This is a genomic window from Anaerobacterium chartisolvens, assembly GCF_003337415.1.
GTDB lineage: Bacteria > Bacillota > Clostridia > Acetivibrionales > DSM-27016 > Anaerobacterium > Anaerobacterium chartisolvens.
This window is the reverse complement of record NZ_QPJT01000014.1, coordinates 48,557-71,824: the sequence shown is the minus strand read 5'-3', so window position 1 is coordinate 71,824 and position 23,268 is coordinate 48,557. Positions and strand designations below refer to the sequence as shown.

The 23,268-nt window shown below is 42.9% G+C and carries 15 protein-coding genes and 1 pseudogene; 2 read left to right on the top strand and 14 right to left on the bottom strand.

Annotation, left to right across the window (positions count from 1 at the left end; all coding sequences use genetic code 11):
* Positions 1-15: 15 nt before the first annotated feature.
* The 10 genes and pseudogenes from DFR58_RS12855 to fabF form a co-directional block, all read right to left on the bottom strand.
* Entirely contained in the window at positions 16-1,506 is a 1,491-nt protein-coding gene (locus DFR58_RS12855) for a sugar ABC transporter ATP-binding protein (protein WP_114298258.1), read from the bottom strand.
* 339 nt (positions 1,507-1,845) lie between these two features.
* Positions 1,846-2,826: a substrate-binding domain-containing protein gene (locus DFR58_RS12850; protein WP_114298257.1), complete on the bottom strand. Its 981-nt coding sequence runs from the start codon at positions 2,824-2,826 to the stop codon at positions 1,846-1,848.
* Between the two features lie 15 nt (positions 2,827-2,841).
* Positions 2,842-4,596: a cache domain-containing sensor histidine kinase gene (locus DFR58_RS12845; RefSeq protein ID WP_114298256.1), complete on the bottom strand. Its 1,755-nt coding sequence runs from the start codon at positions 4,594-4,596 to the stop codon at positions 2,842-2,844.
* 2 nt (positions 4,597-4,598) lie between these two features.
* Positions 4,599-6,245, bottom strand: a complete 1,647-nt coding sequence (locus DFR58_RS12840; protein WP_114298255.1) for a response regulator — start codon at positions 6,243-6,245, stop codon at positions 4,599-4,601.
* Between the two features lie 213 nt (positions 6,246-6,458).
* Positions 6,459-8,366 (bottom strand): annotated as a pseudogene (locus tag DFR58_RS12835) (carbohydrate-binding protein); the annotation flags it as partial.
* A gap of 89 nt (positions 8,367-8,455) precedes the next feature.
* On the bottom strand, positions 8,456-11,926 hold the full coding sequence (locus DFR58_RS12830) for a glycosyl hydrolase family 95 catalytic domain-containing protein (protein WP_114298254.1): 3,471 nt from the start codon (positions 11,924-11,926) through the stop codon (positions 8,456-8,458).
* Positions 11,927-11,968: 42 nt separating this feature from the next.
* The gene (locus tag DFR58_RS12825; RefSeq protein ID WP_114298253.1) at positions 11,969-14,161 is read right to left on the bottom strand and encodes a carbohydrate-binding protein; all 2,193 of its coding nucleotides are present in this window, start codon (positions 14,159-14,161) and stop codon (positions 11,969-11,971) included.
* A gap of 772 nt (positions 14,162-14,933) precedes the next feature.
* Positions 14,934-15,857, bottom strand: a complete 924-nt coding sequence (locus DFR58_RS12820; RefSeq protein ID WP_170138148.1) for a transposase — start codon at positions 15,855-15,857, stop codon at positions 14,934-14,936.
* A gap of 96 nt (positions 15,858-15,953) precedes the next feature.
* Complete coding sequence (locus DFR58_RS12815) at positions 15,954-16,835, bottom strand: helix-turn-helix domain-containing protein (protein ID WP_114298251.1); 882 nt, start codon at positions 16,833-16,835, stop codon at positions 15,954-15,956.
* A 33-nt stretch (positions 16,836-16,868) separates the two neighbouring features.
* A complete protein-coding gene (fabF, locus tag DFR58_RS12810; protein WP_114298250.1) occupies positions 16,869-18,107 on the bottom strand; it encodes a beta-ketoacyl-ACP synthase II in 1,239 nt (412 codons plus the stop codon).
* Positions 18,108-18,339: 232 nt separating this feature from the next.
* On the opposite strand from fabF, the gene zupT reads away from it, so the two are divergent.
* Positions 18,340-19,149, top strand: a complete 810-nt coding sequence (gene zupT, locus DFR58_RS12805; protein WP_114298249.1) for a zinc transporter ZupT — start codon at positions 18,340-18,342, stop codon at positions 19,147-19,149.
* A gap of 16 nt (positions 19,150-19,165) precedes the next feature.
* Here zupT and DFR58_RS12800 read toward each other — a convergent pair whose 3' ends face one another.
* Complete coding sequence (locus tag DFR58_RS12800; RefSeq protein ID WP_242987613.1) at positions 19,166-19,879, bottom strand: MBL fold metallo-hydrolase; 714 nt, start codon at positions 19,877-19,879, stop codon at positions 19,166-19,168.
* Positions 19,880-19,903: 24 nt separating this feature from the next.
* Entirely contained in the window at positions 19,904-20,674 is a 771-nt protein-coding gene (locus DFR58_RS12795; RefSeq protein WP_114298248.1) for a metallophosphoesterase family protein, read from the bottom strand.
* Positions 20,675-20,916: 242 nt separating this feature from the next.
* Here DFR58_RS12795 and DFR58_RS12790 point away from each other — a divergent pair, with 242 nt between their 5' ends.
* Complete coding sequence (locus tag DFR58_RS12790) at positions 20,917-21,513, top strand: HAD family hydrolase (RefSeq protein WP_114298247.1); 597 nt, start codon at positions 20,917-20,919, stop codon at positions 21,511-21,513.
* Positions 21,514-21,590: 77 nt separating this feature from the next.
* Here DFR58_RS12790 and DFR58_RS12785 read toward each other — a convergent pair whose 3' ends face one another.
* Together DFR58_RS12785 and DFR58_RS12780 are read right to left on the bottom strand one after the other, a co-directional pair.
* Positions 21,591-22,538 carry an SPFH domain-containing protein gene (locus tag DFR58_RS12785; RefSeq protein ID WP_114298246.1) on the bottom strand — a complete coding sequence of 316 codons (948 nt, stop codon included), beginning with the start codon at positions 22,536-22,538 and terminating at the stop codon, positions 21,591-21,593.
* A complete protein-coding gene (locus tag DFR58_RS12780) occupies positions 22,539-22,997 on the bottom strand; it encodes an NfeD family protein (protein WP_114298245.1) in 459 nt (152 codons plus the stop codon).
* Between the last annotated feature and the right edge of the window lie 271 nt (positions 22,998-23,268).

Genomic DNA, 23,268 nt, shown 5'->3' with positions numbered 1-23,268 from the left:
CACAATTTTATAGAATCAGTTTCTTTGAGTTGCAAGCGTCATGATTTTTTCCTGAGTTGCTTCGTTAATATTAAGTATGCCTGTCAGCCGTCCCTCACACATTACTGCCACTCTGTCACTCATACGTAAAAGCTCGGGCATTTCGGATGAAATCATTATTATTGATTTCCCTTCACGCACCAGATCGTTCATCAGCTTATATATCTCACTCTTTGCACCTACATCTATGCCCCTTGTCGGTTCATCAAATATCAATATGCCGCAGTTTTTTATAAGCCATTTTGCCAGAACCACCTTTTGCTGATTTCCGCCTGAAAGATTTTTGACAAGCTGATATATTGAAGGCGTTTTTACGTTGATCTTTTTAACATAAGCATTCGTTTCTTTTTCAGCCTTTTTATCATTGACAATAAATATTTTTGAAAACCTTTCAAGGCCGGATAAGCTGGAATTATCCTTGACGCTTAGCCCCAAAGCCAGCCCGAAGCGTTTTCTGTCCTCCGACAGGTAGCCTATGCCGTGGTTAACAGCATCATAGGGGGTCTTAATATTAACCTTTTTTCCATCAATGTAAATCTCACCGCTTGTCATGGGGTCAGCCCCGAATATCAAGCGTGCGGTTTCAGTTCTGCCGGCACCCATAAGTCCTGCAATACCAAGTATTTCACCTTTTTTAAGCTGAAATGCTACATTTTTTACCTGTTTGGAATTAAGATTTTTAACCTCAAGAGAAACAGGGGCATCTTCAGGCACCATGCTCTGTACCTTAGGCTCTTCATAAATGGCGCGGCCTACCATCATTTGAATTATTTCCGGTATGGTTACATCCGCGGTTTTAACAGTATTAACATATTGGCCGTCCCTCATGGTTGTTATTCTATCAGTTATTTTTAGCAATTCTTCAAGCCTGTGAGAGATGTAAACAATTCCAACACCCTGAGCTTTCAGTTGCTTAATGAATTTAAACAGGCTTTCTATTTCCGATTCCGTCAACGCTGCTGTGGGCTCGTCCATTATCAAAACTTCGGATTTAAAAGACAGCGCCTTGGCTATTTCTACCATTTGCTGTTTTGCAACGGTCAAATCCTGTATTTTAGTCTCGGGATCAATGTTAAGATTAAGAGATTCAAGCAGTCTGCTTGCCTCGTTATTTGTCTTTTTACTGTCAAGAAAAGGCCCGGCCTTATGCTCACGGCCTATAAAAATATTCTCTGCAACAGTCAGGTGAGGCAGCATATTCAATTCCTGATGAATAATTCCTATTCCAAGATTCTGAGCTTCCTTAGGACTGTGAATTTCTACATTGCTGCCCTTATACGTTATTGTTCCCCCGTCCTTTTTATACAACCCCGTAAGAACCTTCATCAATGTCGACTTACCCGCTCCATTCTCTCCTACCAGTGCATGCACTTCACCTTTTAAAAGCTCAAAGCTGCAATTGTTCAATGCGTGAACCCCGGGGAAATATTTTTGTATCCCCTCCATGCATACAAGTAATTCATCCATTTTCTCACCTCTATTGCTACGACCTTGTTATGTGCAATTATTATTTTAAGGCAGAACGTTTAGTTTTTGAATGTGAAATCCTATAAGAATATATAGAAATCCTATAATAAATCATAAATTTATATAAATTAGGATACAAACTATCTAAAAAGAATGTAAAATAGTTTCCGGAAGAATAATTTCCCCGGGATGCGTAACCGAGATATAATTTAAGCTAACTAAAATCACAAGCGTCTTCTACAGGCATACATGCTTCTATAGTTAGAGTAGAAATTATTCTGGAGGATATTATTTTACATGCCCCGTTATTCGATATGTAGAGGGCTAAGATGTATAGATTTAATCTGTGAATGGGAATACCAGCTTTTCATTTTCAGGCAGGTACATATTGTCCTTGTCGATTATAGTTAAACCCGTATTGGTCAATTTCGGAACAGACTTGTTATTAATGGCATCAATAGCATACCTTACACCAAGATAGCCCATATTAAAAGGATTTTGAATAACCAGAGCCTCTATTACACCCTTCTCCACATAGCTGATTTCTTCCGGGGTACTGTCCAATCCGATTATCTTTATTTTTCCCGAAAGCTTTTCAGTATCAATTGCACGCGCCACGCCTACCGAACTCTGAGCATTAGTGCATACTATCGCATCTAGGTCTCTATTGTCGTTTATTGCTTTTTTTGTCAGTTCAAAGGCAATGCTTTCATCCGAGTTGCAGTACATATTGGAAACCACATGAACATCAGGGTATTTGTTAAGAGTGTCGAAAACGCCTTTTTCTCTTAAATCGGATGACGCCGCACCCTTCATAAAATTCATAACCGCAATTCTGCACTCTGTGCCTACCCTTTTAATAAGGGTCTCTGCGAGCTTACTTCCGGCATCCACATTATCTGTGCCTATAAAGCCCTTTATCCTGTCTGAATTTAGAGGAGAATCAATAACTATAACGGGTATATTTTGATTGACTGCCTTTTCAGCCGCTCCTGCCAGCTTGTTGTAATCGCCGGCCGCTAAAACTATGGCATTATATTGACCGGAAACAGCCTCTTCAACCAGCTTTATCTGTCCCTCAATATCCTTTTCATTGTCAGGTCCGGCAAACTCCACATGGACATCAAACTCCTTTCCCGCAGCCTCAGCTCCCATTCTGACTACATTAAAGAAGCTTGCGTCTTTCATTTTAACTATAACGCTTATTTTTTTTCTGTTTTCACCTGTTGGTATGGTATTTCGTCCACAGCCTGCAATTAACAGAGCTGAAATAAAAAGAATTAAAGCAAGAGAAATTAACCCTTTCATTTTTCTTAGCATAATTAACCTCCCCACTTAATCATCAATAAGCGGTATAGTAATATTTACCGTAGTTCCTACGTCCAATTCACTGGTTATTTCAATTCCATACTCATTCCCGTAGCACAGCTTTATTCTCTCATTCACATTTTTTAAGCCCACTCCGAAGGAATGCTCACTTTGGGCCTCCTTATCCAATATATCCTTCAGCGCGGAGGGACTTATTCCATACCCGTTGTCCGATACGCTGAAAATTATTCTCTTTTCTTTGGTATACACTCTGATTGTAATTTCCCCCTTTTCCTGCAATTTATTAATTCCATGGTAAATAGCATTTTCAATAATGGGCTGCAATATCAGCTTTATCGTTTTATATCTGAGTACGTCAGGCTCAGCCTCTATAAAAAATTCAAACCTGTCCTTGTACCTTACATTCTGTATTATAAGATAGCTCTTTGCATGTTCAATTTCGTCACCGACTCTTATGAATTCTTTTCCTTTACTGATACTTACACGAAAAAACCGCGCAAGCGCTCCTACCATCGTTGTTACTCCCTCATACTTTCCATTTTCGTTCATCCATATAATAGAGTCTAGTGTATTATAAAGAAAATGTGGATTTATTTGAGCCTGCAAGGCTTTAAATTCACTTTTCCGCTTCTCCTCCTGCTGCAGGATAACCTCATCCATTAGCTGCTTTATCCTCATTACCATTAAATTAAAAGACTTTGAAAGCTTTTTTACCTCATCCTCACCCTTTACATCCAGTTGAATTGAAAAATTCCCGCTTTCGACCAGCTTCATCTGACTTTCAAGTCTTTTTATAGGCTGCGATACCTTTCTGGATATAAATATGGACGCGCCTATTTCAAAAATTACTCCAATTATAATAATCAGCAGCAGATACCGTTCAAAGCTCCTTTTATTTTCCTCCAATTCATCAACATAGCTTATACCAACCATTTTCCACCCTGCGTAGCTGATGTTTTTTACCGTCATAATTCTCTGTTTCCCCTGAAATTTATCGAAATATGAGCCCGGACTTCTGTTTACGGCATCATTTATGTTCTCATTTTTAAGCCCTGTATATATCAACTGCTGCTGGGGGTGGTAAATAATTCTTCCGCTGCTGTCGATAATATATATATATCCTGTCTTACCAAAAGTTACATCCTTGCAAAGCTGTTCGATAACACTGAAATTCATGTCTACCATAATGAGGTAATTCTCAGGCTTTTCGCTGTCGGTATAAGAGGAATTTGCTTTACATAGGGAAACAACCCATGGGCGCCTTCCTTCAAAAATCCGTTGAACGTGAGGCGGCTGAAAAAAATACTCTATGGAATTCTTAAAAGAACTTTTAAACCAATCCTCTTCTTCAACGGAAATGTTTTTGTTTAAAATGCCGGAGGGATAGCTTATAATCATATCTCCGCTTTCTTTATAAACCGCCATAGTCACAATGTCCTTCCGAATTTTAGAGGTCACTTCAAGAAGATTACTTATATTTATTTTACTTTCTGCCGTATCCCCTTCAAAATTGGTTCCGATTGTATCAGATATCTGCACCATTCCCTTAAGATATGCCTCGAGATTTATATTTACCTGGTTCATAATCTGCTGCGTGCTGGAAGCAGCTCTTTCTTCAGCGTTCCGGGAAAACATTGTATAAAGTGCAAAGCTTATAATTAACATCGAAAAAATTATAACTGAGGTAAAGGAAAGCGCGATTACCGACTGTATGCTGTTTAATTTTATTTTTCTGAAAAGACTTAAAGTCTTATGCTTCAAGCTTAAAACTCCTTTTTAGAGACAAATTTATTTCTATATTCTCTTGGAGACATTCCAAAATTTTTTTTAAAAAAATAACTAAAGTAGCTGACATCAGGATAGCCCACGCGCTCGGCAATTTCCGCCGTCTTATATGAACCCTGCAACAGCTCCATTGCGGCGTTGAGCCTTACTCTTACAAGATATTTCAAAAAAGTCTCATCTGTTTCTTTTTTAAATATCATGCTTAAATAGCTTTGGCTTATATGAAGATAATCGGCAACCTTCTGGATACTTAAGCCTTCTTCACCGTAGTTTGCATGGACATAACTTTTAGCCTTATCTAAAAGCATCTGGGTCGTTTTTTGCCTTGAAGTCAAAATATAATTCATAATCTTGATACAAATTTCTCTGAGCCAGTCTTTTATTTCTTTAAATGATCCCAGCTCAAGTATATCCATATATAAGTTTTTCCGTATTCCAAGAATTTCGGAGGTATCTATTTCAAAATCCCGGCATAGCCTGGAGACCGCCGCAGCAAGCTCTACAAAATACAACTGGTACTCCTGAAAAGCAGCCTTTGTTTCAGTAAGAATATTAAATATCTGTCCTATAGCCTCATCTATATCCTTTTCTGTTCCAAATTTGACAGCGGTAATCAAACGGCGCTCCATCCGCTCATCAAAAACTATTGTATTCTTTCTTTTGGGCTCAAGATCCTCAATAAATATTATCCTGCTTTCACCGACAACAAGCTTGTATTCCAATGCCGATAAGGCCGACCTGTAAGAGTCGTTCAGCCTTTGCAGGCTATCGCAGGCACTCCCCACACCTATGGTTACCGTTAACTTGAGGTGCTTCTCAACATTCTGCCGGATCTCCTTCAAAACGGGGTAAACTCTTGTGAAAATCATTTCATTTCTGCAGCCGTCGTCACTGTTTAGAGCAGCATCTAAGCTAAAAATAACAACAAGCTCACTGTCATGGAACAATGCCTCGCCAATAGCATGTTTTTCAATAATCTCTTTGGCAATATTAATTACCGCATACCTCATAAGCTCGGTATCAGTGTCGCTAAAAATTCTTTCATCCTGATTTTTATTATCAATACCAGCAGCGGCTATAACAAAACATTTTCCAATCAGCTTTAAGTTTAAAAACGGTATCTTGCTCTTTATTTCCTTTTCGCCTGCGTTTCCCTGAATAATCAGTGAAAGAAATTTATCCCTGATTATGGGGAGGCTTTCATTAAAATGTTCCTTAAGCTTTATTATATTTTCCCGCTGTTCAATTTCCTGTTCAAGCTTATTCTTAAATTTTAGAAGAAGCTCGTCTATGTCCTTGGGTAAAACAGGCTTTAGTATATAATCCTCCACTCCGAACCTGATAGCCTGCTGTGCATAGTTAAAGTCACCAAAGCCGGTCAGAATTACTATTTTTACGGTAGGATAATTGAGCTGGACATTTTCACAAAGCTCCAGCCCGCTTATTATCGGCATGGATATATCGGTTATAATAAGATCCGGCGTATTCTCTTCAATGATATCCAGAGCCTCTCTTCCGTTCTGAGCCTCACCTATTATTTCAAAGTTATACCTGCTCCATTCTATTTTCCGGACAAGCCCCTCCCTTACTTCTTCCTCATCATCAACAATCAGCAGCTTAAACATTGGATCCCCTCTTTAACATTAATTAATTTATGAAATCGTTTTTGCGCGAAACGCTTAGCCCTAAAATATATAATGCCATGGTTACTGTAAAATGTCCATAATTATAATTATTGCCAGAAAAATCGAGGTTTATGTATAAACCTTGATTTTTCTGGCAATAATAGTCTTTTACTTAATTAAGCTTTAGCTGTAAATCCCGTTCAATTCCGTCATCTACTGAACCGAAATTTGAAAAGCTACACAGAAGTTCGGCTGCGAAGCCCCTGTTATACTTCCTTTAAAAGGATCGGAATCGCGCAGCAGGCCCCAGCGGTACGATCCATTGCTTCTTGCTGTTCCGCCCGTAAAGGCATAGCCTACATTTACACCTGAAGCCGGGAGGTCGCTTGCACATGTTATTTTTACAGAGCTTCCTGAAATTTCGGCCGAGCTGATTGTAATTTTTGAGCCGTTGGCGGTAACCTCAAAGCCCTTTCCGTTTCTCCATTCGGTCTGGCTGCTCTGGTTTGGTGCCGGAAGCGTGCTGTCCCATACCAGAGGGGCTACGGGTACATGAAAGTTTACCGTAATAACCCTGCCGCTCTTTGTTGCACCTGTGGGCTGAAGAGGCTTCCAGTCATGTCCCAGAACCACCCTTTCATAATAAACCTGGCCAAATTTCTCACCCAATTGCTGATACCCGCTTGAAAGCAAATGTACACGATCACTTCCGTAGGTACGCTGGTAATTTGGCCCTATGCATATTATATCCCCCGGATAATCTACTCCGGCTCTCCATTGTGCAGTTGTTGAGAATGCGGTTCCCGTACTTGGGTATGTGTGCTGTTGCACCAAAAACATTGGTATTTTCTGTGTTTGTCCTGTTATAGCCTTTATATCCTGATTGTAGTCGGACCACATTTGGCGTATATTATTTTCATAAGCCATATTCCCGTTATCGTTTTCTCCATGTACCAGAGTAATACCTCCGACTCCATACTTCTTACCGGCAGCCTTTGCCAGCCGGTTGATTGCTGTGACTTCAAATATTGATGCAGCATAAGCGCGGCCGGTATTGCCGGTATCAACCGCTCCCTTTTTGATTTTGTCATAGCCCTGACCGGATTCACCTACAACGGTATGTGCCGTAATATAGTCGGCAGCCCCTTGTGATTTTGCCATAGCAGTTATTTGATTTGCCATAGCTGTATGCGGAGTTTCACCCCATATGTTTTTAGGATAAGCACCCGGAAAGCTTGTTGCAAGGCTGCGTATAGGCTCAACAAGAGGCACCATTCTCAGTGAGCTGTTATTCGCGTCGTAGGGCGGAACCGTTAAGCTGCCTAAAGACAGTTTCAGATTGTTGTACCGCTGGCTTGTAGACAAGAGAGGAGTAGCTCCGACTGAAAGGCTCTGGCCTGTGCCTATGATTCCCGCCCAGTCCCATGGTATATTAAGCTCGTCTGTCGGTTCAGGATCTTCCTTTTGTGCGGGGAATTTATCTATAATGCCCAGCAGGAATTGCTTCATCAGCAAAAGATCAAGCGTGTTGACCGCTTCATTGCCGTCGAGATCGGCACATTTGGAATCTGTAAGCAGCTCCAGCTCCAGAATATGCTTTTTCATCAGCAGGAAATCTACAGAGTCTATTTTCCCGTCGGAATTCAAGTCGCCCAATATGCCTTCCGATCCGCCTCCCTTACTGAAGGTAAACCAGTTAACGTTAAACAGGTATCCGCTTCCCCCTGTATATTTCAGATATAAGTCATGCTTTCCGCTTACTCCGCTGACATCGCACCGTACATCGACCCAATTCTGCCAGTCGCCGGTCCCGGGAACCGCACAAGTGCCTATCACAGAGCCGGTAATGCTGTCAAGCCGGATTTCAATATTCCCTCCGCTGGTAGCACTCGCCACTCTAGCCTTAAAGCCTTTCGCACCGCTTTCAAAATCAAGGTTGGTGTAAACAGTATAGTCCCCGTTTTCTATATACCCTACACACTCTCCGCCTTCGGAGCAGCTTCCGTTCTGGATTCCCGACTGTGTGTCGTAGCTCTCCCCTTCTATCTGCGTAAAGGCCGATATCGTAGTGGATGCCGCACTCGCTTCGAAACCAAGTGATGATAATATAAATACCAGCCCTATTATAATTGCAAGGCTCCTTTTTATCTGCATCTTCATAGTACTTCCCTTCCTTTTAATCAAATTGCCATAATTGGCGTTAATCTGGATTATGCTGGGAATTCAGATATAATTCCCAGCAAATACTGCTTGAGCAGTGAAAAATCCAGTGAATTGACTGCCCCGTTGCCGTCTAAGTCAGCAGGTGCAAGGTCTTCAATTGTCTCAAGCCCTAAAATATGCTTCTTCATCAATGTGAAATCTATAGAATCTACCTTACCATCCGAGTTTAAATCGCCCAAAAGCTTTTCCGGGGTAGTTTCCTTCCCAAAGGTGAACCAGTTGACGTTGAACAGGTATCCGCTTCCTCCCGTAAATTTAAGGTATAAGTTATGCTCACCGCTTACACCGCTCACATCACATTTTACATCAACCCACTCCTGCCAACCTCCGGTTCCGGGAACCGCACAGGTACCTATTAAAGCGCCGGTTATACTGTCAAGCCTTAGCTCTATGTTGCCTCCACTAGTGGCACTGGATACTCTGGCCTGAAAGCTTGAGGCACCGCTGTCGAAATCTATATTTCTGTAAACAGTATAGTCCCCGTCTTCTATGTACCCTAAGCACTCTCCTCCTTCGGAGCAGCTTCCGTTCTGGACTCCCGACTGGCTGCTATAGCTCTCTCCCTCTATCCTTTCAAAGGCCGATTTTGGAACGGGCACCGGCGGATCACCTTCGGATGCGCCCCACAGCTCAAGCTCAGCAATTCTGGCACCGCCTGAGTTATCCTGAGTAGCGGTATTGATATTTAGCCGTACATATCTTGCGGTAAAGGTCGGAACATTTCGATCGCTTATATTTTCAACATTTCCATAGACCGCGTCAACATCGATCCACGTATTGCCGTCATCGCTCCTTTGCAGAGTGAAGTCTCTGGTATTAAACCGTATTGCCTCAGCCACACCTGCGTGCTTCACTACCCAACGGCTTATATCATATTCCTCTCCGAGATCGACCTTCAGCCACTCACCGCTGATACCTCCATTATGGAACCACTTGCTTGCAATTGATCCGTCCAATGCCTTGCCGGGCTCTTCGCCCGCAGCACTCCCCGAAGCAGTCGCCGTCTTGTTCAAGGCCACGTTTGACAGGACAGCTCCGCCGTCTATCAATTCCAAGGAGCCATTCAAATGGTAAATGCCCCCTGCTTCCGTCGGGAAGCTAACAGTGGTATTTCCGTAACGTACATTGCAGGCATTCCCGGAATTCGACTGAATAGTAACATCTTTTAAAGCTCCGCCCGACCAATTCATCTCTGTAATGGTAAAATTGCCACGCGCTCTAAGACCGTTTGCATGTCCGACAGACCATTGTGCGGGCAGCGCAGGCAAAAGCTGAATTTCGTTATTATGGCTTTGCAGCAGCATTTCAGCTACTCCCGAGGTAAACCCGAAATTACCGTCAATCTGGAACGGAGGATGTGCATCCCAAAGATTGTCGTAAAGACGGCCATTCTTTCTGGCTGGCGTAACCATCAGTTTTATAAGATTGTAAGCATGTGCGGCATCCTCCAGCCTGGCCCAGCAATTCAGCTTCCAGCCTTCAGACCACCCTGTTCCAACATCCCCGCGCGCATTCAACGATACAATTGCCGCATTGGCAATAGCAGGAGATGTTCTCTTGCTGATTTCAAATCCGGGGAAGAGATTATACACATGTGAAATATGTCTGTTTTTTTCATTTCTGCTGTCCCAGTCATATGCCCATTCCTGAAGCTGTCCCCAGCTTCCTACAGTATCCGGCTTAATCTGTGAAACCTTAGAGCGGAGAGTTGATCGGAACGAGTTATCAACATTCAGTATTCGCGAGGCCTCAATTACGCCCTTAAAAAGCTCACGGCTGATTCCATTGTCCATAGTCACTCCATAGCTGCACCATCCGCCCTGTCCGCCGCTGGAGCTGGGAGGCGTAAGCTCGGGTGAGGTGCCGGGGCAGATCACCTGATAGCTCTGACCGTTAATGCTCTTTGATTGCATCAGGGTTTGCAGGAAGTCGGCACTGCCCTTGATTACGGGATAAATCTCGCCCAGATATGCCGTATCCTGATTAAAGTTGTATGCATCATACAGCATATTTGAAATCCAGCCCGCTCCCGTGGGCCAGAATCCCCATGCGCCGTCGATAGGCGCAGTACGGTTCCACAGATCGGTATTATGATGCAGCACCCATCCGTTGGATATATTATAATGAACGCGGGCTGTTTCATTTCCGGGGGCCTGAAGTGCTTTGGCCTTCTCTACAAACGGCTTGAAGCACTCTGCCAGATTGGTTGTAAAAGCCGGCCAATAGTTCATCTCATAGTTGATATTCGTGGTTAATTTGCATCCCCATGCAGGGTAACGGAATTTATTCCAGATCCCCTGCAGGTTCATTGGCTGTGAATCACGCGAGGCACTAATCATCAGGTACCGCCCGTATTGGAAAAGCACCTTGACCAGCTTTGGATCATTGGTAGAACCGAATTCAGATATTCTCTGTGCCATTGGCTTGCTATTCTCGCTCCCGCTTCCGCCAAGATCGATATCCACCCTATGGAACAATTCCTGATAATCGGCAACATGATTATTATACAGAGTATTATAGGATTTGGAGGAAGCACTTGTAATATCGGCAGTAGCTTTCCCCTTTTCATCCCCGTTGCACGTTTTATAATTGACGAAATTAGTACGGACAGAGGTAAGAATAATTGCCGAATCGGCATTGGTAACGGTTATTTTATTGTTATTGGCGGCAATGGAGCCGTTTGTATTTATAATTTTTGAGCGGGTTGAAAACCACACCGCATAGGATACACCATTATCGGAGTCTCCATGCCCGTTCATAACTAAAGTATCCGAGCCGGCGGTGGAAACACTGTATTGCCCTGTGAGCGACGAGCTGCAACTGGCGGTAAAGGATATTGATCCGGCTGAGCTGCAGGTTATCCTTGTAACCAAAACCTGATCTGGATAGCTTACAAAGGACTCACGGTGATATTTTTTCCCGTTATAGGTATAATCACAGGAAACAACTCCGGTATTCATATCAAGCTGTCGTGAATAGCCGGACACACCGTTGTGTCCAAACGCCAAATCTAAATTCCCAATTGACTGATACCTTGCTTGTCCCCCTCCTATCATGCTGTTAATAGTGGCATCAGCATTTTTATACTGCCCGGCAAACAGCAAATCCTGAGCTGTCTTCAGAGAGTTTGCAGCACCGGACTTATTATTGTTGCTTGGCCCGCTGCTCCAAAAGGTGCATTCATTTAAGTCAATTCTCTCATTCGGATAATTACCATAGACCATTGCACCTATGCGGCCGTTTCCAAGAGGCAACGCTTTATAAAAGGATTCCTCCAGATCATTGGGGTCGCCGGAAAAATTGGTTCCCGCCATACTGTCATACCATAATTTCAGGTCATTATCAGAAGAAGCGGCAAGCTTCTTAGAATCACCAAACAGCACATTGCCATTTATAGCAATCAATCCTGCCAAAAGAACCGCGCCAATTCTCCTGACAGTATTTTTGTTAAATTTCATTTGCAAAACTCCTTTTTATATCCAAATTTATGCTCCTGCACCTTACCCGGGGAACTTATCTATAATTCCAAGCAGGTATTGCTTGAGCAGCAGCAAATCAAGCGTGTTGACTTCTCCGCTGCCGTCCAAATCCGCACATGCGGGATCGGCAAGCAGCTCCAGCTCCAGAATATGCTTTTTCATCAGCAAGAAATCTACAGAGTTTATCTCTCCATCCGAATTCAAATCTCCCAGAGCTACCGGGTCAGGTCCGACTTCCTCGGCAAATGAGAAGCAGTCAAGATTTACGGAGCCTTTAAACATAATATACACATCCTTTAAGCCTGAAACGTTGTCAATATTACAGCTCTGCTCCTGATATACGTTCCAGCCCCCTGTAGATACCACAGGCAGTGTGCCTATCAAAGTACCGCTAGGACTTCCCAGTCTTATTTCAATAGTGGTGCCTCCCGCAGATGCAACCTTGGCTTTAAACAGCTTAGCGCCGCTTCCGAAATCCACCTTGCCATACAGCGCATAGTTTCCGTTTTCAATATATGCCAAGCTCTTCCCTCCATCAGGTGTATCCGCTATTTCAATGGTTGAAGAGCTCAAGCTGCTGTAGCTCTCTGCTTCTATCCGTGAAAAGGCCGACTGCGTGAATTGGAACCAGTTGACGTTGAACAGGTATCCGCTTCCTCCCGTAAATTTAAGGTATAGATCGTGCTTTCCGCTTGCGCCGCTGATTTTGCAGCTTACGTCAACCCAATTCTGGAAGCCGTCTGTTGTGCCGACAGGGCATGTCCCTACCAGTTTGCCGTCAATGCCTCCAAGCCTCACCTCTATATTGCCCCCCTGAGTGCTGGTAGCCACCCTTGCCTGAAAGCTCAGTGCTCCGCCTCCAAAATCTATATTTTTATATACGGTATAATCTCCGTTTTCAATATACCCAACATTCAATCCGCCCTCGGTACAGGTTTCTGTCTGGACTCCCGACTGTATGTCAAAGTTCTCTGCCTCTATCTTTGCGAAGGCGCTTACCTGGCCGGAATCGGAAATCGGCGAGCTGGAAACCTTAAGCATAACCGTGCCGTGTGCAGGCACAGATGCCGTATATGATCCGTTAAAGCTGCCTTTATCGGCCTTAGCCCATAAATCGCGCACCCAAACACTGCCTGTCAAGCCAACATCAGACCAATTAACCGTTATAGAAGCCGTAGATGAGTTTCTGTTGAGCAATGCAACTGCCTTTGTTGATCCTGCTTTTGTACCAAGCGGCTTGCACCATACCTCGAGGCCGTTGCCGCTTTTAACCCTGCTCCCCTGAATTCCCGCAGCATCCTGATTTACAGCTATTACTTCCTTATTCAGCAAAATATCCTTTGTAGTCTGGGACATAGTCCTTATATCATTTCCGGCGATAAGCGGGGATGCCATTATACTCCACATGCTGAACTGAGTACGATATTCCTCCGTAGTACAGCCGCCGTTTCCGATCTCAAGCATATCAGGATCATTCCATGCCCCCGGGGCTGCCGAATTAGTATACTTGGCATTATCGTCAATTGCGTTTATAATACCACGGAACCAGTCATTCCCATTATCCCATTTATCTGTAATATCACCGCAAGTACGCCACAAATTGCCTGTCGCAGGCATCCAATCCTGATATCCCCACGCACAGATGCTGTATACTATAGGTCTTCCGCAATTAGCAAGTGCAGTCTGCATTTTCTGATAATCAGTTTTCATATTGCTTCCGTTCGGTATATTGCAATTGTCATATTTTAAATAATCAATCCCCCATGAAGCAAACGTATTTGCATCCCTCTGCTCATACCCATGGCTTCCGCTCTGGGGAATGTTCATGCATGTCATGGTTCCGCGGCACCCGTAAATTCCGAGCTTGAGACCCTTGGAATGCACATAGTCCGCCAAAGCCTTTATGCCGTTCGGAAAACGCGTAGGATCTGCGCGGAGGTTTCCGTTGGAATCGCGTGCCGGATTAGCCATCCAGTTATCATCAAGGTTTAAGTACACATAGCCCGCATCCCTCATTCCCGAGCTTACCATTGCATCGGCAATTTGCTTGATCTGGGTCTCGTTGATGTTTCCATGAAAAATGTTCCAGCTATTCCACCCCATTGGCGGTGTTTTAGCAAGGCCGTTATCCAATGCTTCAGCATTCAAGGCCGGCAGAACGAAAATGCCGCACACCATAAATACAAATGTAACTACCCATAATATTTTCTTCATAAAGTATCCACTCCTATCCCTAATTTAAGTCTTCTTAAGCCGTGCCAGGCCGTCAGTTGTAAAATTGGCCCGACGTATTATTCCATCCCCATTGTAATAAAGCGGGCAGAATTAATAATTTCCCCGCTTCCAATACCAAAGCTTGTACCACCCCCATAAAAAGTAATATTATTTGCCATTATTCTTATACAATGCCGAACCTTTAAAGCATATGGGGAGCGTTCTAAAACGTCCCCACTTATAAAAGCCGTTAATATATTTTATTGCTTCAGGACAGTCCTGCCCCAGAATACAGATATTATGGCGAATCATTGAAAAGCATGTATGCTTCTTAAGCTTAGTAAGAACAGAATTTATTGTGGAGAGTATTGTTGGAAATCTAATTTTTTATAGGCAGCAATTTAGAGAAATCAATTAATTCTTTTATAACACGATATAATACAAATGTCCTATTTTCATAGAATATCCATAATTGTATTCCATATTTTCTATAATGTACATGGATTTTTTTATTAATTATGTATAAATTTTTTTGATCTTTTGGGTGGGGACGCTCCTGTTTTTTTGTGTTTTTTTGTGCATATAGCAGTCACTTTTTCATTTCAAGTCTATATAAGTGTGATTTCAGACATGGCATATGGACATAACAAAAAGACCTTTCTCGTAAGGCAAGCAAGGCTCGGCAAAAGCTTATATAATTCCTTGAAGCTCACAAATAACATGATCACAAGTTAATTAGATCCGTTATATTTTTTATACCCTTCTTTATTCTTTAATTTGTATTAATTAATGAATTGAATGCGTTGCAGTACCGCGTATCCCTTCCCAGCAGCCTAAATCCCTCATTCGACAACCTCGATATCCCCGACACCGACATATTTCCCACATACCTGCATATACTTCCATATGTATACCCGCATAACGCACGCATTATGTATGTTATAAACGCTCTTACATCTACCGTGTCTCTGCTGAATTTTGTCCTAAGTCTCTGAGGAAGGGCTTCTCCCAAAAGCTCGCCCACATTTTCTATCAGCTTCTCCGGTGATTTATGCCTTATAATACGTTTTTTCCCGCTCTCGTAGCAATTTTCGGTATACTCCTTCATTATACCTTCGTCTACTTCTCTCATAATTCCCGTTTCCCTCATTGACTCGGTGAAATACCAATATTTCCTCCTCGCCTCTTTTTTGTCCCTGCTAAAAAGCTGCAGCAGAAATTCGGTATCTACAATTCCCTCGATATCCTTCATTTTTCCTGTATAGATTCCGTACGAGGAATACGGATAAAACTCCTCTCTTCCTGAGTATTCCGGCAAGTCCTTTGCATTATTGTGAATATATGCAGACAGCGTCAGGCTATAAGTGTCATTATCAACTATCTTGCTGGCAAAGCGCCCCTGAAATAAATGCCCATGTCTGTTATAGCGCCTGTTGTAATATGTGACGTACGCCGTATTAAGGCCCAGCATAAATGATGAAATGTCAAACCCACAGGGGTTCATATATAAGTGGACATGGTTGCCCATAAGGCAATAGGCATAGATTTTACAGCAGTATCTATCTATATAACGCTTTAGCAGCGCAAGATAATACCCTTTATCCTCATCACATCGGAAAAGCTCTACCTCACTTATGCTTCTGGACATAACGTGGTACATGGACGCATCTGACTTTTTTCTGGCTGCTCTTGGCATAATCATCACCTCAGAATATATTGCTTTATGAGATATATTATACCTCCTTTGTATAATAATTGTCAAGAACAAATGTTCTAAAAACAGGAGCGTCCCCTACTCTATCTCTACTATGGGTTGGTAAATGTCAAGCTCACAGTAATTGTCCTTTGAAAGAGATGTGTCTATATACTCAAATCTGAAGGTATCGGCAAATTTAAAGCCTGACTGAAAAATCCATCGGGAATACATATGCACCAGCAAACGCCCTACCTGCCTTCCGTTAATAGCGTCCGGCCTGAAAAATCCCACAAATCGGAATACAACATATTTGTGCGCAGGTATCGAAATCCCTGCCATTCCATCAGGTATCACCGACAGATCGTTAACCTCCAGAGAGGGCATGTAGTATATATATCCATCGTCATTTTTGCTCCAATCGGTATATCCGAAATACACATGGGGATTTACCGGGTTCTCTATTGTCTGCCGGCAGTTGTAAAAGAAATTTTTACCGTATTCGTTTGCCGTTCTGTCTCCCGACTTGCTGAATATTATATGCTTATTCCCAACTAAATTGAACTTCTGCCTGAAAACAAAGAACGGCTTATACGTTACAGTATTATTTACCGCCAAAAAGTGATTTATGTTTATTTTTTCTTTTATTATAACCGATATCCTGTCATTCCTCACCTTTAAAGGGGTATGCCCGAACCTTTTACGGAATGCCCTTATGTATGACTGCTCATACTCAAAGCCATAGTCTAACGCTATGTCAATAATTCTTTTGTTTGTGTTGGCAAGCTCATTAATGCTTGAGGTCAGTTTTCTTGATTGTATATAATCCATTAAATTTTCACCTGTTAATGCTTTGAACGCCCTATGCAGATAAAATTTAGACGTGCCCGTATACTGAGACAGGTCATCCAGAGAAATTTTATTGTATATATTATTCTCAATATAGAAAATACAAGCTTCAATAACCTCTTTTATATTCATTTGTTCAATTATTTCCTCACAAGACAGATTTTATTAATATCTCCATGCTTTAAAAACCAGTGATGCATTATGTCCCCCAAATCCAAAGGAGTTTGACAGCGCATATAAAACTTCAGCCTTCCTGCCGGTATTAGGTATGTAGTCAAGATCACATTCAGGGTCGGGATTACTGTAATTTACAGTGGGAGGCAAAAAGCCTTCCTTTAACGCAGACACAGTGATAATAGCTTCAATCGCCCCCGCTGCACCCAGCAGATGTCCTGTCATTGATTTTGTGGAGCTAACAGGAACTTTATATGCATGTTCTCCGAATACCGATTTTATGGCGGAGGTCTCGTTTTTGTCGTTGAGCTCTGTGGATGTGCCATGGGCATTAATGTATCCAATATCACAGGGCTCTATTCCCGCGTCCGCAATAGCACTCTCCATACATCTCGCCCCGCCTTCACCCTGCTCCGCCGGCGCTGTAATGTGGTATGCATCGTTGGTGCAGCCATACCCCGCAACCTCCGCAATAATATTTGCCCCTCTCCTTAGCGCATGTTCAAGCTCCTCAAGTATAACAACCCCCGAGCCTTCTCCCAATATAAATCCGTCCCTTTTGATGTCAAACGGTCTGCAAGCCTCAGCAGGATTGATCTCCGTAGTCATGGTCTTGCTGGCACAAAAGCCCGCCATTGCCAGCCTTGTTATTGCCGCCTCTGTCCCTCCTGCAATTATAACATCGGCATCGGCCCTCTGAATAGCCTTAAAGGCATCACCAATTGAATTTGCCGAAGAAGCACAAGCTGTAACAACGCATTCTACAAAGCCTTTGGCACCATACTTTATTGATACAAGCCCCGAAGCCATATTAGGTATCATCATGGGAACAAAAAACGGGCTAATCCGTCCGGGTCCCTTCTCCAAAAGCACATTATGCTGGTTTTCAAGAGTCTCAATGCCTCCTATGCCCGTGCCTATAATAACACCGAGCCGCTTTCCGTCAATCTCTTCAAAACCTGCGCCGGCTTCATTTACCGCCATTTGCGCGGCGGCCATGGCATACTGGGAAAATCTGTCCATCCTCTTAAGCTCTTTCCTGTCTATGAACTCCCCCGGCTCAAACTCCTTTATTTCAGCCCCTACCTTTGTCGGGAGGTCTGAAACATCTATCCTTTCAATGCTGCTGATTCCCGATTTCCCCGCTTTAACCGACTGCCATAGTAAGCCTGCGCCCACTCCAAAAGCCGTGACAGCTCCCATACCCGTTATAACTACACGCTTTTTCATTCTTTATGGACCTCCTGCTATTTTATAAGTTTGCTCCCAATAATACAACAATATTTTTTAACCGCTTTTGTGTAATTTTAAGAAACTATCTCATGCTGAATACCAGCTATAACATATTAACATACATATTCTAAAAAAATGAACCGATATTGCTTTTTAAATATTTTTGCTTTATTTTTATATTTCAGGGTATATATTATAATAACAGCTAAGAGCAATGGAGGTTAATTTTATGGATACAAGCAATTTGCTTATGGCATTCGGGCTGACGCTGATAGCGGGGCTATGTACGGGTATAGGAAGTCTTTTGGCCTTTTTTGCAAAAAAGACTAATACAAGATTTCTCTCTGTGGCACTGGGTTTTTCGGCAGGAGTCATGATTTATGTTTCAATGATCGAGATATTTGTTAAGGCAAAGGATTCTCTGGTAGAGGCTCTGGGGAAAACCGGGGGCTCATGGGCCACCGTAGCAGCATTTTTCGGAGGTATATTTCTTATAGCCTTGATAGACAGGCTTGTCCCCTCAGGTGAAAATCCACATGAAATGCGCAAGGTGGAGGACATGGGCAAATCCCAGCCCGAAGCAGGCAATGGAAGGCTTATGAGAATGGGACTGTTCACTGCAATGGCCATAGCTATTCATAATTTCCCCGAAGGCCTCGCCACATTTACCTCCGCAATGAAGGACCCTTCTCTTGGAATAGCCATAGCCGCCGCCATAGCAATACATAATATCCCTGAGGGGATAGCGGTATCTATACCCATTTACTATGCCACAGGCGACAAAAAGAAGGCATTCAAGCTATCCTTCCTGTCCGGCCTGTCGGAGCCTGTAGGAGCAATTATAGGGTATCTCATACTTGCCACCTTTTTCAATGATGTTGTTTTTGGAGTTTTATTTGCTTCGGTTGCAGGAATAATGGTGTTTATTTCTCTTGATGAGCTTCTTCCCACAGCAAGGGAATACGGTGAAGCACACCTTTCAATTTACGGACTTATAGCAGGGATGATGGTTATGGCTGTGAGCCTTCTGCTATTTTAATGAGCTGCGGCACAGACTATTTAAAGCTGAAGAGATGCCTTTGCCTCTTTCTCATCCTGAAATTTACAAAATGGTCTTTTTGAGAGAATTGAAAGTAAATGTTTTTCTCCAGCAATTGCCCAAAGGTGCATCCGGGCTCCATTCCGTAGGAATGCCCCGGATATACGCAAATATCATGTGAAAGCATGACTTTAAGCCTCTGAATGCTTTCAAACATATCTTCGGGAGACCCCCCATAAAACGAGCACGCACCACAGCCCTCAATGAATACCGTATCTCCTGTAAATATGTGGCGGGGAAGCAAATAGCACATACCCCCTGCAGTATGCCCGGGAGTATGTATGCAGGAAACGTGAATATTTCCTATGTCTATAACCTGGTAGTTTTCCAGAGCATTCAGATTTTTGCATCTGAATCCGTAAAAATCTATTTCCTTCCGTGACATGTAAACTCTTGGATTAAACCTGCGAAGCAGCGGCTCAACCATATTTACGTGGTCATAATGCGAGTGCGTAAGTAAAACAGACTTGAGCTCCACATCCATGTTCTCAAGTCTTTCTGTAATGCCGTTTAAATCCCACGCCGGATCCACCACGGCAGCATTGCCCCCGCACCTGTCTGCAATTATATATACATAATTTATAATGTTTAAAAATGAAGCCTTTACCTGATATATTTCATACGTCTCATGCATTTTATATGTATTATGTATTTGATATCTACCTTCCATATCTCTCTCCACCACATGGATATCTTAATCTCCATATATACAGACAAGCTCTTTTCTCGTTATAAAGGTCTCGTTAGGATATCCGAAAGCATTATTTATATACAGGGTTTTATCCATATATACTCTTGTATTTACATGGCTGTGTCCATACACATGCACCGCCGACCCCAGCCTTCTTATCTGTCTCTCCAGCACAGCGCTTCCGAGAACGGGAAACAGCTTCCTTTTATCTGCCGGTATATACGAAGGCATCAAGTCAATTCTGGGCAAAAAATGCGAAAATGAAATTACATCCCCTTTTCTACTGCCTGAGCATTGCTGTATAAAGCCCTCGTTTATTGCCGTAAAGTACATGCAAACATCCCTTGCGCCCCATCCCCCGGGCCATATGCAAGCAGTATAATCAACCCATACATCCTCCAGCTCTTTTGACGGCTGCCCGAATGAATAATCATACCAGCCCAGTAAGGGCACAATGCACAGGCCGCCTGCCTCAAACGGTGTACTGCGTATGCCAAGCCCCGAAGCAATATCCTTTACAGCCTGATACTTCTGCTGTGAATCCATATTTACGTATCTTCTGACCCACAGGTCATGGTTTCCCGGAACAAAGGCAACTTCTCTAAAGCGCAGCTTAAGCCCCTCCATCACCCTTGAAAACATCGTCATATCGTCCGTGACATCGCCTGCCAGTATAAGAATATCATTTTTATACTCATATCCGGACAGACCCTCCAGCCACCTCCGATTTTCCATATAGTCGGCATGTATGTCCGAAATCGCAAATACTCGCAAAATAGCCCCATCCCTTAAAGCTTATCCATATATTACATTGGTAATTATAGTTTTTTTATCCTTTCATGTCAATTGCTAAAGTAAATAAACACCGCAATCAAGTCCGGAATGCCGATATATCTCCCCCTTATCTCTCCTTCGTGCTTATCAATACAACCGTCCCCTTGACACAAATTTCTGAAAATGATAAAATCTGGTTGGACAGTAAAAGCTTATTTTAATGTGCAAGGAGGGCTTAAAGTATGCGCAGGTTTATTTTTGACATAGGCGGCGTGCTGGTTAATTTTAATTATCGCAAGCTGGCAAAGGATTTCGCAGTCATGACAGAGTGCAGGCACGAGCTTATCCAAAAGCTTTTTGACAAGGAAATGCTGTATATGATTGAGACAGGAAGGCTTCCTTGCGATGAATTTTACAGCATTCATATAAAGGGCGCAATGCCTACCCTCTCCTACGAACAATGGATAGAAATGTTTCGGGAGCATTTTGTCCTTAATCCGCCGGGCTTTGATCTTCTTCAGCGTTTAAAAAATAAGGGTAAAAAGACTTATCTCCTTAGCAATCTGGCCGAATTCCATAAAATAGCCATTGAAAGAAGATACCCTTACCTTTTTAAAATATGTGAAAGAAATTTCTTTTCCTATGAAATGGGCTTCCATAAGCCCGAACCTCAAATATTTCAAACGGTATGCCTCTCTCTGGGTGAAAATCCTGAAAACTGCATTTTTATAGATGATCTGAAGGAAAATGTGGAGGGAGCAAAAAGCGCAGGGCTCATGGCGGTACACTATTCAAACGACCGGATTTTGGAGATAGCCGACAAGCTAATGTCCTTGTAGGCTTATACAGATATTGAGCCTGCTCTTTTTTAAAGAAGCAGGCCCAATATACCTTATTAATTCTTCAATATCCTTTTTTATTCCTTAACCGGCAAAGCAACCTCAGGGAGCTTTTTGTCCACAAGCTCGGCTACCGATACCGCCAGCCCGGCAATGCTCTGTATTTCGGAAGGAATAATTATCTTGGTTGCTTTTCCGTCTGCAACCCTCTGCAAAGCCTCTAAGCTCTTTATGGCAATTACCGGCTTGCTTGGATTAGCGTCGTTAAGCATTTTAAGCCCTTCGGCAGTAGCCTTCTGAAGCTTGAGTATGGCCTCAGACTCGCCCTCGGCCTCCCTTATCGCAGCCTCCTTCTGAGCCTCCGCCCTAAGTATGGCGGACTGCTTTTGGGCTTCTGCAGCCAGTATTGTAGACTGCTTCTGACCTTCGGCAACCAGCACCGCGGACTTCTTCTCTCCCTCGGCCCTGAGTATAGCCTCTCTGCGCTCCCTCTCAGCCTTCATCTGCCTTTCCATTGCATCCTGTATTTCCCTTGGAGGAAGGATGTTTTTCAATTCCACCCTGTTGATTTTTATTCCCCACGGGTCGGTTGCCTCATCCAGTATAGCCCTCATCTTTGTGTTTATAGTATCCCTTGAGGTAAGGGTTTCGTCCAGCTCCAGATCGCCTATAATGTTTCTTAGGGTGGTAGCCGTAAGGTTCTCAATAGCCGACATGGGGTTGTTAACACCATAAGCGTACATTTTAGGATCAGTAATTTGGAAATATACCACCGTGTCAATCTGCATGGTTACATTATCCTCTGTTATAACAGGCTGAGGCGCAAAATCCACCACCTGCTCCTTAAGAGATACCATTTTTGCAACCCTTTCCACAAACGGGATTTTGACATGCAGTCCTACATTCCATGTCGTTATATATGCTCCAAGCCGCTCTATTACATAAGCGTTTGACTGGGATACCACCCTGATATTAACAACAACCAGAAGCAATACTATTATTGCCAGAACAATTAAAATCCACATTTAAATATCCTCCTTATCATCAACAGCTTTTACAATAAGCTTTACACCTGAGATTTCAAGTACTTGAACCCTTTTCCCATCACCTACGGGAGTGCCGTCAACGGATCTGGCAGACCATATCTGTCCGCCCACCTTCACCTGCCCCGTACCTGCCGACGGATCAATGCCTTCAATTACAACACCATGCTCTCCGACCAGTCTGTCGGCATTGGTTTTTTGCACCTTATTGTCAAGAAATTTACGTACTATGGGCTTTGTGAAATACAAAAGGACACCTGAAGAAATCGTAAAAACTATAAGCTGAACCAGAAAAGGTGCTCCAAAGGCGGCTGCAATCAGCGCAACAACAGCTCCCGCAGCAAACCATACCGTCACCAGCCCCAATGTTGCCACTTCGATAATCCCCAGTATTATTGCTATAATCAGCCATAATACTGTGTATGGTATTTCATTAAACATAATATTATCCTCCCCCCTCTGTATTTATATATGCATTTGCAGTACCACATAGTAATACAGACAACCGCCGGATGTAAAAATCAAATATTTCTTTAAATTATAAAAATTCATAGTGCCTCATAGCTGGCAAGAGCTTCTTACAAAAGCCTTCATTCCCTGTAAAAAGCATATTTGAGCTTTAGAATTCTCTAAGTACAGTATACCTATTATAAGTTACATGCGCAAGCATATTGTATAATAATTGTAATGATAAGTAAAATCAATGTGATAT